Annotated in this window: 13 protein-coding genes; 5 read left to right on the plus strand and 8 right to left on the minus strand. The window is 66.8% G+C overall.

What is annotated here, in order from left to right:
* Nucleotides 1–4: 4 nt before the first annotated feature.
* From GUY23_RS13145 to GUY23_RS13155, 3 genes are all read left to right on the plus strand, one after another.
* Entirely contained in the window at nt 5–1,366 is a 1,362-nt protein-coding gene (locus GUY23_RS13145) for an APC family permease (protein ID WP_166972978.1), read from the plus strand.
* 373 nt (nt 1,367–1,739) lie between these two features.
* Nucleotides 1,740–2,087, plus strand: coding sequence for a PadR family transcriptional regulator (locus tag GUY23_RS13150; protein WP_166972980.1), 348 nt, complete (start codon nt 1,740–1,742; stop codon nt 2,085–2,087).
* Nucleotides 2,084–3,058 (plus strand): HAAS signaling domain-containing protein, encoded by a 975-nt coding sequence (locus GUY23_RS13155; RefSeq protein WP_166972982.1) that lies wholly within the window; start codon nt 2,084–2,086, stop codon nt 3,056–3,058. Before GUY23_RS13150 ends, GUY23_RS13155 begins: the two co-directional genes overlap by 4 nt.
* Before the next feature lie 54 nt (nt 3,059–3,112).
* Here the strand turns inward: GUY23_RS13155 and GUY23_RS13160 are convergent, their stop codons facing one another.
* From GUY23_RS13160 to GUY23_RS13190, 7 genes are all read right to left on the minus strand, one after another.
* On the minus strand, nt 3,113–4,471 hold the full coding sequence (locus tag GUY23_RS13160) for a class I SAM-dependent methyltransferase (protein WP_166972984.1): 1,359 nt from the start codon (nt 4,469–4,471) through the stop codon (nt 3,113–3,115).
* 47 nt (nt 4,472–4,518) lie between these two features.
* Nucleotides 4,519–4,800, minus strand: coding sequence for an HPr family phosphocarrier protein (locus GUY23_RS13165; RefSeq protein ID WP_166972986.1), 282 nt, complete (start codon nt 4,798–4,800; stop codon nt 4,519–4,521).
* A 99-nt stretch (nt 4,801–4,899) separates the two neighbouring features.
* Complete coding sequence (gene ptsP, locus GUY23_RS13170; RefSeq protein WP_166972988.1) at nt 4,900–6,570, minus strand: phosphoenolpyruvate--protein phosphotransferase; 1,671 nt, start codon at nt 6,568–6,570, stop codon at nt 4,900–4,902.
* Between the two features lie 26 nt (nt 6,571–6,596).
* Nucleotides 6,597–8,759 carry a PTS fructose transporter subunit IIABC gene (locus GUY23_RS13175; RefSeq protein ID WP_166976119.1) on the minus strand — a complete coding sequence of 721 codons (2,163 nt, stop codon included), beginning with the start codon at nt 8,757–8,759 and terminating at the stop codon, nt 6,597–6,599.
* Nucleotides 8,759–9,934: a 1-phosphofructokinase family hexose kinase gene (locus GUY23_RS13180; protein ID WP_166972990.1), complete on the minus strand. Its 1,176-nt coding sequence runs from the start codon at nt 9,932–9,934 to the stop codon at nt 8,759–8,761. The genes GUY23_RS13175 and GUY23_RS13180 overlap by 1 nt, the downstream gene beginning before the upstream one ends.
* Entirely contained in the window at nt 9,931–10,797 is an 867-nt protein-coding gene (locus GUY23_RS13185; protein WP_208085359.1) for a DeoR/GlpR family DNA-binding transcription regulator, read from the minus strand. Before GUY23_RS13185 ends, GUY23_RS13180 begins: the two co-directional genes overlap by 4 nt.
* 324 nt (nt 10,798–11,121) lie before the next feature.
* Nucleotides 11,122–12,507: an MFS transporter gene (locus tag GUY23_RS13190; RefSeq protein WP_228282317.1), complete on the minus strand. Its 1,386-nt coding sequence runs from the start codon at nt 12,505–12,507 to the stop codon at nt 11,122–11,124.
* Between the two features lie 238 nt (nt 12,508–12,745).
* On the opposite strand from GUY23_RS13190, the gene GUY23_RS13195 reads away from it, so the two are divergent.
* Together GUY23_RS13195 and GUY23_RS13200 are read left to right on the plus strand one after the other, a co-directional pair.
* Nucleotides 12,746–13,156 (plus strand): universal stress protein, encoded by a 411-nt coding sequence (locus tag GUY23_RS13195; RefSeq protein ID WP_166972993.1) that lies wholly within the window; start codon nt 12,746–12,748, stop codon nt 13,154–13,156.
* A gap of 376 nt (nt 13,157–13,532) precedes the next feature.
* The gene (locus tag GUY23_RS13200) at nt 13,533–14,702 is read left to right on the plus strand and encodes an RtcB family protein (protein WP_166972995.1); all 1,170 of its coding nucleotides are present in this window, start codon (nt 13,533–13,535) and stop codon (nt 14,700–14,702) included.
* A 125-nt stretch (nt 14,703–14,827) separates the two neighbouring features.
* Here GUY23_RS13200 and GUY23_RS13205 read toward each other — a convergent pair whose 3' ends face one another.
* Complete coding sequence (locus GUY23_RS13205; RefSeq protein WP_166972997.1) at nt 14,828–15,970, minus strand: threonine aldolase family protein; 1,143 nt, start codon at nt 15,968–15,970, stop codon at nt 14,828–14,830.
* Nucleotides 15,971–16,183 lie beyond the last annotated feature (213 nt).

Raw genomic sequence — 16,183 nt, forward strand, 5'->3', positions numbered from 1 at the left:
CGCCATGTCTCAGGTTCCCGACACTCACGGCACTCCCCCGACCGACGGCGCCCAGCTCAAGCGGGCCCTCGGTGTGCCCTCGCTCGTCTTCTTCGGACTCGTCTACATGGTGCCGCTGACGATCTTCACCACCTACGGAATCGTCACCCAGGTCACGGGCGGTCGTGTGCCGTTGGCGTACATCATCACCCTGGCCGCAATGGTCTTCACTGCCCGGTCGTACGCGAAGATGGCCCATGAGATGCCCTTCGCCGGTTCGGCCTACACCTACACGCAGAAGAGCTTCGGACCGGGGATCGGCTTCGTCGCCGGGTGGGCGCTGCTGCTTGATTACCTGTTCCTCCCGATGATCAACTACCTCGTCATCGGCATCTACCTCTCCGCAGCGTTCCCGATGATCCCGGCGTGGGTGTTCGCGCTCACCGCGATCGTCCTCGTCACGGTCCTCAACGTCATCGGCATCGTCTCGGTGGCCAGGGCGAACATCGTCATCATCGTGGCGCAGGCGATCTTCATCCTCACCTTCGCCGCCCTCGGGATCGCGTCGATGTCGGGATCGGGCACGGTCGATCTCGCCGCGCCCTTCACCGGTGACGGAACCGCACCGGGCTTCGGCAACGTCATGGCGGGTGCTGCGATCCTCTGCCTGTCCTTCCTCGGCTTCGATGCGGTCTCGACCCTGTCCGAGGAGGCCAAGGACGCCAAGCGCACCGTGCCGCGGGCCATCGTCATCGCGACTCTCACCGGTGGGCTCATCTACATCCTGCTCTCCTTCCTCGCCCAGCTGGTCTACCCGTCGAATCGATTCGCCGACGTCGACTCCGGCGCACTCGACGTCATGGGCGCGGCCGGAGGAGAGTTCCTCACGATCTTCTTCACCGCCGCCTACGTCGCCGGTGCCTGCGGTTCGGCACTGACGTCCCAGGCTTCGGTCTCGCGCATCCTCTTCGCAATGGGCCGCGACGGCGTGCTGCCGAAGAGCTTCTTCGGACGCCTCTCGCCGCGCTTCCACACCCCGATCCTCGCGACTCTCTCCGTCGGCGTCGTGTCGCTGTTCGCCTTGGCTGTCGACCTCAGCTTCATCTCCGAGATGGTCAGCTTCGGTGCACTCATCGCGTTCTCCGCAGTCAACCTCGCGGTGATCAAACACTTCATCATCGATGAGAAGCGCCGCGGGGCGCGCGCAGTTCTGAGCTTCATCGTGCTGCCGGGAATCGGCTTCTGCCTCACCCTGTGGCTGTGGACGAGCCTGTCACCGCGGACGCTGCTCATCGGCCTGGTCTGGCTCGTCCTCGGCACCGCCTATCTCGCGTTCGTCACCCGCGGGTTCCGGCGTCCGACGCCGATGCTCGATCTGAGCGAGTGAGCACACCCGATCTGCTGCAGTGTCGACGAGTGAGAACCACACCTGCGCCGCAAGCCGTAGCCGTCCCGAACGGCACCCAGTCTATCCACGAATGCTCACTCGAAGCACCGCCGAACAGGCCCGGAATCGTGAGGATGAACAGACCCGCCGAAACCGCAAGTCCGAAGATGAATCCAGCCGGTGCATACCGTTGAGCCACATGAACCTCCGTCCGACGTCTCCGCTGTCACTCGACTCCAGCGAGGATGCCTGCCGGTTTCGATAGGATCGCGACTCCATGCAACAAGACTACCTGCAGAAAACCGCACCGCCGGGCCACAAACGCATACCCCGACTCTTGTAATACTGTGTGACACACACTATCGTGTCACGCATGGACGAAGACACTGACAAAGCACTTGCCACACACGAACAGGAGCTGCGGCGCGGCAGCGTCGTCTTCGCCAGCCTCGTCGCCTGCAGGCGTCCGCAGTACGGGTACTCGTTGCTGACTACACTCACCGAAGCGGGCATTCCCACCGAGGCCAACACCCTCTACCCGCTGCTGCGACGGCTCGAGAAGCAGGGCCTGCTCACGGCCGAATGGAACACCGAGCAGACCCGCCCTCGTAAGTACTACACGCTCACCGAGCGCGGTGCTGAAGTCGCCGGCGCGCTGCACGCCCAATGGCTCGAACTCAACTCCAGCATCACAACCCTGTGGAAGGACGGCACACCATGAGTGCCCTCACCGACATCTACGTCGACAACGTCACCCGCCACCTCCCCGAAGACACCCGACCGGACATCGCCGCCGAGATCACCGCCACGATCGATGACATGGTCGACGACCGCCTCGGTGAGGATCCGGATCCGACCCCGGATCGCACGGCCATCGTCGAACGCGAGGTCCTCGAAGAGCTCGGCGATCCGGTGGCCCTGTCGCGAGAGTACTCGAACTCCCCTCAGCACCTCATCGGCCCCAGCTCCTACCCGCTCTACATCTGGGCTCTGCGCTGGGTCCTGCCCGTCGTCGGTCTGCTCGCGGTGCTCACGAACGTCGTGACCACCATCACCCTCTCCCCCGAGGTCCAGATCGGGGAGATCATCGGCAAGACGACAGGCAACACGGTCATCGCCCTACTGACCGCATTCGCCGCGATCACGATCATCATCGGCCTCGGCGATCGCGGAATGGACGGCGGCGCGGCCGAAGCGATGCGGAGACGGCAGCCGGGCACGTGGACGGTCGATGACCTCGATCGTCGCGATTCCCACGATAAGCAGATCCGCGCCGAGGCGGGGCTCGGGCTGGTCTTCATCGTGGCCTTGGCCATCATTCCGTTCCTTCCGACCTCGCTGTTCTATGTCGGCCACCTCAACAATGGTGAGACGTTCATCAATCCGGATCTGGGGATCGGATGGCTGCTGGGCTACTGGGCCTTCCTCGCCCTCTTCGCCGCCGTCGAGATCATCAAGTTCACGACCGCCTCGGCGAAGCCGACTGTGGTGCTCATCGGCGGCATCGTCGATGTGGCCATGGCTGTCTTCCTCACCATCGCGCTGCTCACCCAGCCGGTCCTCCACCCGGAGCTCACGAGCACCCCGGACGCCGACATCCAGCAGATGATCACGGTCATCGCGGTCTGGATCATCGTCATCTGGGATCAGGTGAGCACCTGGCGGACCTACCGCCGGAAACACCACGTGTGAGCTCAGACGGACCTGGTCCCGCCCACCGCGGCGAGCCTCCGGGACTCTTCCACCTCAGCCTCGGCTGGCGATCACCGTGAACTTGCTGTTCCGGGCCAGCTGCTCGCTGGGTCCGATGAGGGACTCGAGACGCTGACGGTATTGCAGATGCGTGTTGAAGACCGTGAGCACGTGGCCGCCGGGCGCCAGATGCGCTGCGGCCGTGGCCATGAGCGCCCCGGCTGTGTCGGTTTCGATGGTCGTGCCCTGGTGGAACGGCGGATTGAGGACGATGAGGTCGAAGGTGCCGAGAGCGGCGACAGCATCATCGTCGGGGTTCGCGGCATCTCCGAGGACGATGTCGACATCGATTTCGTTCGCCTCCGTCGTGGCCCGCGCCGAGGCGACCGCGGCCTTCGACACATCCACCCCGACTCCGCGTGACGCTCCCGTGGCACGCATCGCCGCACTCAGCAGCCACCCATTGCCGCAGCCGAGGTCGAGGACGGACTTCGAGGTCCGGTTATCCGACTGTCCGGGTGAGGAATGTGAGGTGGGCGAGGTCGTCGGATCGGCTGTGGCGCGCGCCCCAGGCAGCGTATCCAGCAGAGCATCGACGAGCAGAGTCGACCCTTCGTCGCTCTTGACCCCGGAGAAGCATGCGCCATGGGCTCTGACCTCGAGGTCTCCGATCTGCGGGTGCCCGATGACGCCGTGTTTCGGGAAGCTCGGCAGGCTCGGCGAGGACAGCGGTCGGCTGCCGATGATCATCCGATGTTTGCCCACCCCGGGCGAGACGTCGACCCGGCCGAAGCCGCGCGAGAGTTCCTTGTTCACCGCCCGGCTCATCGCGTCGCTGCGTCCGATGACGATGATCGTCGACACGTGCGGCTGCAGTGCGGCCACGGATTCGGCCAAGGCGCCCACCGCCTTCGGAGCGTTGATGACCGCCCAGGTCTCCCGGTCCTGCTCCCCCGCCGAGGCGGCTGATCCCGTGGCACGCGCTGAGCCGTTCTTCACGTCACCCCCGGAGGCGGTGCGGGCGTTTCCCAGCTCGTCGAGTGTGGGGATCTCCTCGGGCCGGGGGATCTGTGCGTCATCGGCGACCTCGGCCGCTGTACGGGACTCATCGAGGCGATCATGATGGACGGCCACCTCGGCGAGGCGGCTGAGCAGTGCGGCCTGCATGCCACGGGCGTCGTCGATGACGACGATGTCGTGGGGAAGTTCCGCGACCTCCTCGGCGGCGATGAATGCCCCGGCCGCGTCACGACCGGACACGTCGAGCTCACCGGACCGGCGACCGATGACGTACTCGAGCAGCATGCGTGCCTGCGGCAGACCGGGAGCGTCGTCGAAGTGCGGAAACTCCGCCAGCAGGTCCCGGCTGCGTTGGGCGGCGGCAGAATCGGCGGGCAGCAGGGAGGCGGACATTCGGTCAGTCTAATCCGTTCCTGCAGGTGGCCGCGCCCTCGCCCGCCTCAGCCTTCGGCGTCGTGATCGGTTTCGATGAGGTCCTTGAGTGCGGCCAGTGCTTCATCGGCGCCCTCTGCCTCGGAGCGCAGCACGACCGTCTGGCCGTATTCCGCACCGAGTCCCATGAGTGAGAGCACGCTCGAGGCGTCCATGGCCTCGTCGGCGGGTTCACCCTCGAGAGCGATCGTGATTTCGAAGTCGTAGTCGGCTGCGGCCTCGGCCAGCAGTGCGGCCGGGCGTGCGTGGAGTCCCACGGTGCTTCCGACGGTTGCGGTGATCTCTGCCATGACGGCGTCCTTCCTGTCTGCGCCGGCTCCTTGCCGCCGGTCGCGGTTCCTTCTGCTCTTCGGCCCGGTGGACCGATGACGTGTCTTCAGGTTGTGCGTTCAGAGCCCGAGGTCCTCGAGCACCGGCAGCTGCTCCCTGGCCGCCGCCTTGGCTCCGGCGGCGCTGGTCGCAGTTCGTGCCGCCTCGGCGATCCGCTGCGCCTGTTCGAGTGTGACGCTGCGCAGCACCTCCGCCACGGCGGGAAGGGCCCGAGGTGCCATGGACAGGCTGCTCACGCCGAGTCCGACGAGCACGACGGCCAAGGCCGGATCCGCTGCGGCCTCGCCGCAGACGCCGACGGACTTCTCCGCCGAGATCCCCTGCGCCGCGGTCATCCTGATGAGCTGGAGGACCGCGGGCTGCCAGGGGTCGCTGAGTTCGGCGAGTCCGCCGAGCATCCGGTCGGAGGCCATGACGTACTGGGTGAGGTCATTGGTGCCGATCGAGGCGAACTCGACCTGATCGAGAATCGGCCCGGCCTGCAGCGCCGCCGATGGGACCTCGACCATGACCCCGGCGACGGGCAGGCCGGCCGCGGCGACGAGTCCGGCGAACTGTGCGGCCTCCTCAGCAGTGGCGATCATCGGAGCCATGACATGGACGTCGATCGAGGACTGACGCGCCGCAGCGGCGATGGCTTCGAGCTGACGTTCCAGCACACCGACGGCCTTGCGGCTGGTGCGGAACCCACGGACGCCGAGTGCCGGGTTGGGTTCATCGGTGTCGGTGAGGAAGGGCAGCGGCTTGTCGGCACCGGCATCGAGGGTGCGCACGACGACCTTGTGATCGTCGAAGGCCGCGAACACCTCGGCATAGGCCCGCGTCTGCTCGGCCACGCTCGGTTCGGTGTCCCGGTCGAGGAAGCAGAACTCCGTACGCAGCAGACCCACGCCTTCGGCACCGGCCGCGGCTGCCTCCCGCGCCTGGGTGCCGTCACCGACGTTGGCTCGCAGCGGGATCCGGGAGCCGTCCTTGAGCAGGCAGGGACCGGAGTAGGTCTGCAGCCGACCGACGGTGTCCTGCCATGCGGTGACGAGTTCGGCCTCGGCCGCGCCGGGTGCCGTGCGGATGGTTCCGCCCGCACCGTCGACGAAGACGTCGGCCTCGTCGGTGACGTCGAGGACTCCGGTGGCCGCGACCACAGCTGGAATGCCGAGCGACCTGGCGAGGACCGCCGTGTGGCTCTGTGGTCCGCCTTCGGCGCACACGAGGGCGACGACGGACTCCGGGTCCAGGGTGGCGGTGTCGGCCGGGGCGAGGTCAGTGGCGATGAGCACGAAGGGCGCGTCCGCGTGCGGGATGCCCGGAGCCGGGACTCCGCGCAGCTGCGCGACGATGCGGGCTCGGACATCGAGGACGTCGGCGGCGCGTTCGGCCATGTAGCCGCCGAGCTTCTCCAGCTGGGCAGCGGTCTCGGCGGCGACCTCCCAGATCGCGGTCTCGGCGTCGGTGCTGGTCAGGCGTTTGATCGCGGTTTTGATGAGCGTCGGGTCCTTGGCCATGAGCGCCGTGGCCTTGAGGACATCGCGGGCATCGCCGGTGACGGTCTCGGCGCGTTCGCGCAGCTGTGCGTGCACCGCCGCCGAGGCTTCGCGGATCCGCTCCGCTTCGGCTTCGGGGTCCTGCGGGGCCGGCTGCTTCTGCGGTGCGGCCACCGGTGGGGGCATGATCCATGCCGGGGCGATGACACGGCCCGGGACTACGCCGATGCCTGAGTACTCTGCGCGCATGGCCGCTCCTCCTTCCGTCCGCGCGGTCACAGCGCGGCCGCCTCGGTGCTTGAACGGGTTGCGTTCGTGTCTGCGGTGGTTGCGGAAGTCTCAGCGGAGCTCGGCTCCGACGCTTGGCCCTGCGCGCTTCCGGCTCCGGCGGATCCGCCCTTGCGGACGACGATCTTCAGCGCGAGCACGATGGCGGCGCTGATGAGGGTGCCGACGACGATGGAGAGGACGAAGTAGAGGAAGCTGTCGATGGCGAAGAAGACGAACACACCGCCGTGCGGGGCCTGGCTCGTCACCGACAGTGCCATGGTCATCCCGCCGGTCACGCCGGCGCCGACCACGGAAGCGGGGATCACGCGCAGCGGGTCGGAGGCGGCGAAGGGAATCGCACCCTCGGAGATGAATGCGGCGCCGAGCAGCCACGCGGCCTTGCCGTTCTCCCGTTCGGCCTGCGAGAAGATGCGCGGTCGCACCGCGGTCGCCAGAGCCATGGCCAGGGGCGGAACCATGCCCGCGGCCATGACGGTGGCCATGATCTCCCACGGCACGGGGTTCTCAACGGAGCCCGCGGACAGCCCTGCCACCGCGAACGAGTAGGCGACCTTGTTGACAGGTCCGCCGAGGTCGACAGCCATCATGACACCGAGGATGAGCCCGAGGAGGATCGCCGCCGCCCCGGTCATCGAGCTCAGCCATGCGTCGAGTCCCTTGGTCAGGGCGCTGATCGGTCCGCCGAGGACCATGAACATCAGCCCCGACGATATGAGGGAGGCCACGAGCGGGATGATGACGACGGGCATGAGTCCGCGCAGCCACCTCGGTGCGTTGAAAGAACCGATCCACAGAGCGATGTAGCCGGCGATCAGCCCGCCGATGATACCGCCGATGAAGCCGGCTCCCATGAGCACGGCGACGGCCCCGACGGTGAACCCGGGGGCGATGCCCGGGCGGTCGGCGATGCCGAAGGCGATGTAGCCAGCGAGCGCCGCGACGAGGAAGCTCATCGACAGGTTGCCGATCTGAAAGGCCACGGCGCCGAGATAGGCGCCGACCGGTCCGAGGGCGAGGTCGCCGTATTCGGTCGGCAGGTGCCACAGGGAGTTGCCGAGGACGATGTCCTCCGCGTAGTCGGGGATGTCGAATCCGCCGAGGAGGAAGCCCAGAGCCATGAGCAGACCGCCGGCGGCGACGAACGGGATCATGTAGCTCACGCCGGTGAGCAGCACGCGTTTGAGTTGGGCGCCCACGCTCTCGCGACCGCCGTTCTGGGTTCCGTCGGTGTCCTCATCGTTCGCATGTGTCGACGTCAGGCGGCGCCCTTCGGGGTCGGCCGCCTCGGCGAGGGCTTTGTTGATGAGTCCCTGCGGATCGTCGATCCCGGCCTTGACCGGGACCTGGACGTAGGGTTTGCCGGCGAAGCGGAACTTGTCGCGGACGTCGACGTCGACGGCGAAGACGACGGCGTCGGCCGCGGCGATGACGGCCGGGTCGATCGGGGTGGTGCCGGACGAGCCCTGGGTTTCGGCGACGACGTCGATGCCGAGTTCGGCTCCGGCGGCGACGAGGGCGTCGGCGGCCAAGTAGGTGTGGGCGATGCCGGTCGGGCACGCGGTCACGGCGACGACGCGGCGGCGCTCGGCCGTGGATTCGGTGGGGGCTGCCTCGGCTCCGGCCGGGGTGGCCGACGGAGCGGTGGGAGCTTCGGTGGAGGCCGCCTCGGTGGGGGTCTGCGCTTCTGTCGATTCGCGCAGGCCGAGTGCGGTTTCGACGAGGTCGACGACCTCCTGCGGATCCTCGGCGGCACGCAGGGAGGCGACGAAGTCCTTCTTCACCAGCGAACGGGCGAGCTTCGACAGCAGCGCGAGGTGCTCCTTGCCGGCGCCGTCGGGGGCGGCGATCATGAACACGAGGTCGGCGGGGCCGTCCTTGGCACCGAAGTCGACCGGCGGATCGAGCCGGGCCATCGCCAAGCTGGACTCGGTGACGGCCTCGGTGCGGGCGTGCGGGATGGCGATGCCGCCGGGCACACCGGTCGGGGTCTTCTCCTCGCGGGCGATGGCCGCTGCGGCCAGATCGTCGGCGGAGGTTGCCCGTCCCTGTTCGGCGACGGCGGCGGCCAGGGCGCGGATGACTGAGGACGACTCCGTCCCCTGATCTGCGTCGAGGGTCACCAGTTCAGTTGTGATGAGCGATGCCATCATGCCTCCTCGGCTTCGGGGGCTGTCCCCGCGTGCTGCTTCGGTTGGTCGGTGGTCGGGGTGGGTGTCGTGTTGCTCAGCGGTGTGACGGTCACGGTGCCGAGGTCGATGAGATCGGGTGTCGGCACGCCGGTGCCGCGCAGGGTCGCGGCTGCTGTTCCGTAGGCGACAGCCCTGGCCAGTGCGATCTGCGGTTCCTCACCCTCGGTGCGCCCGAGCAGATAGCCGGCCAAGGTGGAATCGCCCGCACCCACGGTGCTCACGACCTCCATCGGCGGGTGCACGGCGTGCCAGGCGGCATCGCGTGCAGCAAGCACCGCTCCCCCGGCGCCGAGGGTGGCCAGGATCGACCGCGGCCCAGGTGCGGCAGAGTCGAGCAGGGCCCGAGTGGCCTGGGCAGTGAGTTCCGGGGACGCCTCGAGTCGGGCGGCGATCGCATGGAGTTCACCGGTTGCCAGTTGTGTGGCGGTTCCGCGGTCGGGATGGCCGAATGTTCCCTCGACCGCTTCGGCATCACTCCGCGCGGAGTCGGCCAGACGCGAATCGTGCAGGCCGACGTCGTCCGCTCCGGTTTCACCCAGCAGGCCGGCGGCGCCGAGAAGTTCGGCGAGTTCTTCGGCATTGGGCTTGATGAGGTCCGGTGACTGCTTGAGCGCTGCCGCCAATGGTGCCCCGGAGGTGTCCACAGCGATCGACGGCGGCTGCGGCAGTGTTCGGATGACGGCGATGGCCCGGGCATAGAAGTCATCGTCGACGCCGGGAGGCAGCGATCCGGCCAGGACCACCCAGTCGGCGTCTGTGGCAAGTGCGGCTACGAGGTCGAGCAGTTCGGTCTGCGTCTCCGGGCTCAGGCACGAGCCGGGTTCGTTGATCTTCGTGGTCGTGCCGTCCGGCTCCGTCACGGTGATGTTCGAGCGGATGGGAGCACCGGTGGGCACCGAGTCATGGGCCAGTCCGATCGCGTCGAGGCCGCTGAGCACGGGATCTCCGGCATCGCCGGGCAGGACCGCCCGGGTGGAACGGCCCGCCGAGGCGACGGCTCGTGAGACATTGACGCCCTTGCCGCCGGGCTGCTGGCCGGCCCAGACGGCCCGCTGCACCTGCCCGCGCAGCACCGGACCGGCGAGCTCGATGGTCCTGTCGAGGCTCGGATTGGCTGTCAGGGTGAGGATCATGGAGTCAGGACCTCGATTTCTGCGTTCTCCAGGTGGGCGGACATCGGCGACTGCGGCACGGTGTCGGTGATGAGGTGGTCGACGCGGTCGAGACCGGCGAACCGGACCAGCGAGATCGCACCGAACTTCGCGGAGTCGGCGAGCACGGCGACCCTGCGGCCCGAACGCACATACGCCGACTTCGTCGCCGCCTCGTCGTGATCGGGAGTCGACAGTCCGTCTTCGCTCAGCCCGTTGGTGCCGAGGACGGCGAGATCGACTCGGTGCTCGTCGATGGCTGCGATCGTCTGCGGGCCGACCATCGCTCGGGTCACCGGACGGAAGCGTCCGGGCAGGACGAAGATCTCGGTGCCCGGGGCGTTGGCCAGATGGTCGATGGCGGACAGGGAGTTGGTGATGATGCGCAGCCGGCGCGGAGTCTGCCCGGCGTTCTTGCGCTCGTTCGCCTCGTGCGCGATCGCCCGGGCGAACGCAGCACAGGTGGTTCCGCCGTCGAGGGAGATGCTCATCGTCTCTCGCAGCAGACCGAGCGCCGACTCCGCGATCGCTGTCTTCTCCTCGAGGAGGTGGATCTCCCGATCATCGAACGTCGGTTCGTCCACGCTGTCGGCGCGCCTGGGTACGGCGCCTCCGTGGACACGCTGCAGGATGCCGGCCTTCTCGAGCGCGGCGAGGTCGCGGCGAACGGTCTCGGTCGTGATGTCGAAGTCGGCGGCCAGGTCGGTGACGTTGACACGTCCGGCGTCGCTGACCATCTCAGCGATGCGGCGTTGCCGTTCCTCAGCGAACATGTCCGGCCCCTTCTTCCCGGTGACTGATCCGACTCCCCTGTCGGGCCACCCTGCGTCTCCTTCGACAGCCATTTGGCTATCTGTTGGTTTGATCGATCTTAGGGCGGCATTCGTTTGCAGTCAATCACATTCCAACATTTTTCCAACTATTCCAACATCGTTGCGTGTGCAGGTCTGCCGGGTGGAATGCCCACAGACGCTGGTGGAGAGGACAGACACCGATGCGGAACGGGCGCGGCGATCTCGAGACGCAAGGGATGGGAACGGCACGGTGCCCCTGGAACACATTCGCGCCCCGGAGCCGAGGCTCCGGGGCACGAATGGACGCGACACTGGAAGGGGGCGCTTACGCAGGGCCCGTCGGGACGACCGGGGTCGGCCGCCTCGGCGAGGGTTTCAGCTGCCGATGCGCCTGTACGCCGAGGAATCGGCATTGTCGATCGTCGAGTGCTTCCGGTTGTCGTGCATGAACAGCACGGCCACGAAGCTGACGAGCGCGATGATGACGACGTAGACGGCGAACCAGCCGCCGATGCCGGCGTTGCGGAACCACAGGGCGACGTATTCGGCAGAGCCGCCGAAGAGCGAGTTGCCGATCGCGTAGGTGAATCCGACGCCGATGCCGCGGATGTGGGCCGGGAACATCTCGGCCTTGACGATGCCGGAGATCGACGTGTACATGCTGATGAACGCCATGGCGACGATGATGAGGATGCCGGCGGTCACGATGGACTGCGCTTTGCCGATCATGCTCAGCAGAGGGATCGGCAGGGCGATCATGCCGATGACGAAGATGAGCATGTTGTTCTTGCGACCGATCTTGTCCGAGATCGCTCCGGCGATGGGCTGCATGACGACGAAGATGATCAGGCAGACCGTCATCAGGTCGGCGATCGAACCCTTGTTGAAGATCTCCTCGCCGGGGGTGCCTTCGTTCTGCAGCAGCAGGAACTTCTGCATGTAGGTGGTGAAGACGTAGAAGACGAGCGAGCCCACGCACGTGATGCCGAGGACGACGAAGAACGCGCGCGGGTGGCGCAGCACCTCGCGGAAGCTTCCGGAGTTCTCGTTCTTGCGGGTATCCGTCGAGGTGGTCTCCTCAAGACCGCGACGCAGCCACAGCGAGACGATCGCGGCAGCGGCACCGATGACGAACGGCAGACGCCACCAGCCGGCCTCGATGTCCTCGGTACCCAGCGTGTGGGTCATGATGACGGCGAGCAGGCTGGCCAGCAGCTGGCCGCCGATGAGGGTGACGTACTGGAACGAGGAGTAGAAGCCGCGCTTGCCCTCGGTCGCGACCTCGGACATGTAGGTCGCGGTCGCGCCGTACTCGCCGCCGACGGCGAGCCCCTGGATCATGCGCACGAGGAGCAGCAGGATGGCCGCCCACGAACCGGCGGTGGCACTGGTGGGCAGGATCGCCATGCACAGGGATCCCGCGCACATGAGCAGGATCGAGATGAGCATGGAGTTCTTGCGGCCCAGCCGGTCGGCGGCGCGGCCGAAGACGTACCCGCCGATCGGGCGCATGAGGAAGCCGACGAAGAAGACTCCGGCGGACTGCATGAGCGAGAGCGCCGGGTTGCCTTCGACGAAGAACTGTTCAGCGAAGTAGACGCTGAAGAAGGCGTAGATGTAGAAGTCGAACCATTCGACGAGGTTGCCCGACGATGCGGCCATGATGGCCTTGACCGTCTGCCATTCCGATTTCTTCTGACCCTTGCCGGCATTCGCGCCGCCTGCGGCCGCGCTGCCGGGGTACTCATTCGATTCTGTCACTGATACAACTTTCTGATACGTGAGGAGAGGCACAACGGCCCCAGGTCACTCTACTGCTTCCCAGGCAACTCCGACGAGTTGTTCAGTAATCGAACGCTCACCCTCGGTCTGCGTGTGAGCAGAATCTCCTCTCGGAGCTGGATCAGCACACCTTCAGAGGTGGAACACCGCCCGTTCGAGCAGGGCGGATGTGCTACAAATTGAGGGAGCTTCGTCCAATGTCGCACCAGGAGAGATCATGACAATCCTCGTCGGTTATTCCCCCTCGCCCGAAGGCAAAGCAGCCGTCGAATTCGGCATCGAGCAGGCCCGCGCATTCGACGACGTCCTCGTCGTCCTCAATGCCGGAATCGGCGAGACTCCCGACGAACGCGGTGTGGCTACGAACAAGGACATCGACGAACTCAAGGCGACGCTGCAGTCCTCGGAGGTCTCTCACGAGATCCTCCAGTTCCTCCGCGGCAACGACCCCGTCGAAGAGCTCCTGGCACTGGCCGAGGCGACCACCGACACTCGCATGATCGTCATCGGATCCCGTCGCCGCTCCCCCGTCGGCAAGCTCATCATGGGCTCGACGGCTCAGCGCATCATCCTCGACTCCGACGTCCCCGTCGTCTCCGTCAAGGTCGACCGCCGGAAGAAGAAGTAGGGCACGAACCGGACGGTTCGTGTATGGTCGAACGTCTGCGCCGCCTCGGCGCAGGACGTGCGTCGTTTCGACGCATGGGCCGCACCACCTCGGCGCGGTCGACGAATCCGAAGGAATCCGATGATGAACGTTGTCGCGAACTCGCGCGAACTCAAGGGATCGAAGCAATTCGCATCCCTTCATCAGTCGACCCTTCGGTTGCGCGAGCGCTGAGACAGCGCATCTCATCGCCCCGCACCGTTCACGGTCCGGGGCATTTCTCATTTCTGCATGGCTTTCCGATCGGTGCGATGCGGGTCCCGGGCCAGTGGGTCACGGACCCATGGGTCCCCAGAATTATGGGCCCGGACCCGCACAACACACCAAGGAAAGGATCATGGAAAAACTCAGCAGACGGCTGATCTCCTGGGCATCTCTGCTCGATGAGAAGACCCTGGAGCAGGCGCACACAACGGCGCGGATGCCGTTCATCTACCCCCATCTGGCGCTCATGCCGGATGCGCACCTGGGCAAGGGCGCGACCGTCGGTTCGGTCATCCCCACCCTGGGCGCGATCATTCCCGCCGCCGTCGGTGTCGACATCGGCTGCGGCATGATCGCGGTGCGCACCCAGTTCACCGGCTCCCAGCTCGAGGCACGCGACCTCACGGGCCTGCGAGAGGCGATCGAGCGGGCGGTGCCGACCTCGGCGGGTGCCTACAACAAGAAGATCGTGGCCACCGCCGCCCCGCGCATCACCGAGCTCGAAGAGCTGGCCGAGAAGTCCGGCTTCGACCCGGGCGAGCACGCCGGGCACTGGTGCCACCAGCTCGGTTCCCTGGGATCCGGGAACCACTTCATCGAGGTCTCCGTCGACGAGGAGGATCGGGTGTGGATGTTCCTCCACTCCGGGTCCCGAGGCATCGGCAACAAGATCGCCACGCACCACATCAAGGTCGCATCCCGACTGTGTAAGCAGTGGTGGATCGAACTGCCGGACCCGGATCTCGCGTACCTCGTCGAGGGCACCCCGGAATTCACTGCCTACATCCGGCAGCTGAAATGGGCGCAGCACTTCGCCCTGCTCAACCGGGAGGAGATGATGGACCGTGTGGCCAGGCAGGTCGCCGAGACCATGGGCGAGCCCGTGGTCGAGGAGGCGCGGATCAATTGCCACCACAACTTCACCCAGGCCGAGACCCACTTCAACAAGAAGGTGTGGGTCTCCCGCAAGGGTGCCATCGAGGCCGAGTCCGGCCGGCTCGGACTCATCCCCGGGTCCATGGGCACGGCGTCCTACGTGGTCGAAGGTCGGGGCAACCCGGTGGCGCTGAACTCCTCACCGCATGGGGCCGGGCGCCAGTACTCCCGCACGCAGGCGCGGAAGACCTTCACCCGCGATCAGCTGCGTGAGGCGATGGCCGGCATCGAGTACCGCGACACCGACGCGTTCATCGATGAGATCCCGCAGGCCTACAAGCCCATCGACCAGGTGATGGAGGACGCGGCCGAGCTCGTCGAGATCCGCCACACGCTGCGTCAGCTCGTCAACGTCAAGGGCGACTGAGTCAGCGGGGTGGCTGGCCGGCAGCTCCTCGAGACAACGGTGCAGCGCCGAGACACCTGTGCACACACAGTGGTCTCGGCGCTCCGGCGTTGTCTCGGCAGGTCGGACGTTTCGCCGCGGCAGGATCAGTCTCCGGCGATCGCGGCCACGAGGGCGTCGACGTCCTCTCTGGTCGTGTCGAAGGCGCACATGAGACGGACGATGTCCTTCTCCAAGGGCCAGTCGGCGAAGGCGAACGTCTGCCGGGCGCGGGTGGCCACCTCGGCGGGCATGTGGACGAAGACGACGTTCGACTGGACCTTCTGCACGATCTCGAGCCCGGGGACACGCCCGCTGGCAGCTACCTCGGCGAGGCTGTCGGCGAGGTATTTCGCCATCTCATTGGACCGGGTGGCGGAATTCCGCCACAGGTCGCCTTCGTACAGCGCGTTCAGCTGCGCGGAGAGGAAGCGCATCTTCGAGGCCAGCTGCAGGTTCATCTTGCGCAGGAAGCGCATGCCGTGGCCGATGTCAGGGTTGAGGACGACGACCGCCTCGGCGCCGAGCAGACCGTTCTTCGTCCCGCCGAGGCTGATGATGTCGACGCCGACCGCGGTCGTGATGTCGCCGAGCCCGACGCCGAGGTGGGCGGCCGCGTTGCCGAGGCGGGAGCCGTCGACGTGGACGATCATGTCGTTCTCGTGGGCGGCGGCCGCGATGGCGGCGATCTCGTCGGGGGTGTAGGTCGTGCCCCATTCGGTGGACTCAGAGATGCTCACGGCCAGCGGCTGCGCGTTGTGCTCGTGACCGCGGCCGATGATCGCTGATTCGACGCTCTCGGGGGTGAGCTTGCCGTCGTCGGTGGCGGCGCCGACGATCTTGAGCCCACCGACCTTCTCCGGCGCACCGGTTTCGTCGTAGTTGATATGCGCCGAGGCGGCCGTGATCACCGCCGCCCACCGCGGCAGGGCCGACTGCAGGGCCAGGACATTGGCCCCGGTTCCATTGAAGACGGGGAACGCCTGGGCGGCCGGTCCGAAGTGGTGGGCCATGATGTCGTGGAAGCGGGCCGTCCAGGGGTCCCCGCCGTAGCCGGGGGTGTGGCCGACGTTGGCCTCGGCGATGGCGGCGAGCACCTCGGGGTGGACCCCGGCCCAGTTGTCGGACCCGAAGTTGCGCGGGTGCGCGTCCGGGCGGGTGTCGACCGGCGGGGCGGCAGTGCCGGTGTTGGAGTGTGTGTCCGCAGGATTCTGGGACTGCGCTGTCTGATCAGGTGTCTGGGCGTTCACCCCCTCAGACTATCCCCTCCTGAGCATCCGACACCGGTCGCGGCACACACCACCGTCAGCCGCATGCACTACAGTTCACGGCACACACCACCGGTGCAGCGGGAGGTCATGACGCGAACGGTGGTGGATGCCCCCCGGAGTCGGGCGCGCACAGACCCATCCAAACGACGACTGTCCCCTTGATGTGCAGACGCAGCGCATAGATTCACTGCG

The sequence above is a fragment of the Brevibacterium atlanticum genome, from assembly GCF_011617245.1.
In the GTDB taxonomy this organism is placed as follows: Bacteria; Actinomycetota; Actinomycetes; order Actinomycetales; family Brevibacteriaceae; genus Brevibacterium; species Brevibacterium atlanticum.

Excerpts from the sequence above, each read along its gene's own strand:
- GUY23_RS13145 (WP_166972978.1), top strand. The coding sequence starts at position 5 with ATGTCTCAGGTTCCCGACACTCACGGCACTCCCCCGACCGACGGCGCC.
- GUY23_RS13150 (WP_166972980.1), top strand. The coding sequence starts at position 1,740 with ATGGACGAAGACACTGACAAAGCACTTGCCACACACGAACAGGAGCTG.
- GUY23_RS13155 (WP_166972982.1), top strand. The coding sequence starts at position 2,084 with ATGAGTGCCCTCACCGACATCTACGTCGACAACGTCACCCGCCACCTC.
- GUY23_RS13160 (WP_166972984.1), bottom strand. The coding sequence starts at position 4,471 with ATGTCCGCCTCCCTGCTGCCCGCCGATTCTGCCGCCGCCCAACGCAGC.
- GUY23_RS13165 (WP_166972986.1), bottom strand. The coding sequence starts at position 4,800 with ATGGCAGAGATCACCGCAACCGTCGGAAGCACCGTGGGACTCCACGCA.
- ptsP (WP_166972988.1), bottom strand. The coding sequence starts at position 6,570 with ATGCGCGCAGAGTACTCAGGCATCGGCGTAGTCCCGGGCCGTGTCATC.
- GUY23_RS13175 (WP_166976119.1), bottom strand. The coding sequence starts at position 8,759 with ATGGCATCGCTCATCACAACTGAACTGGTGACCCTCGACGCAGATCAG.
- GUY23_RS13180 (WP_166972990.1), bottom strand. The coding sequence starts at position 9,934 with ATGATCCTCACCCTGACAGCCAATCCGAGCCTCGACAGGACCATCGAG.
- GUY23_RS13185 (WP_208085359.1), bottom strand. The coding sequence starts at position 10,797 with ATGGCTGTCGAAGGAGACGCAGGGTGGCCCGACAGGGGAGTCGGATCA.
- GUY23_RS13195 (WP_166972993.1), top strand. The coding sequence starts at position 12,746 with ATGACAATCCTCGTCGGTTATTCCCCCTCGCCCGAAGGCAAAGCAGCC.
- GUY23_RS13200 (WP_166972995.1), top strand. The coding sequence starts at position 13,533 with ATGGAAAAACTCAGCAGACGGCTGATCTCCTGGGCATCTCTGCTCGAT.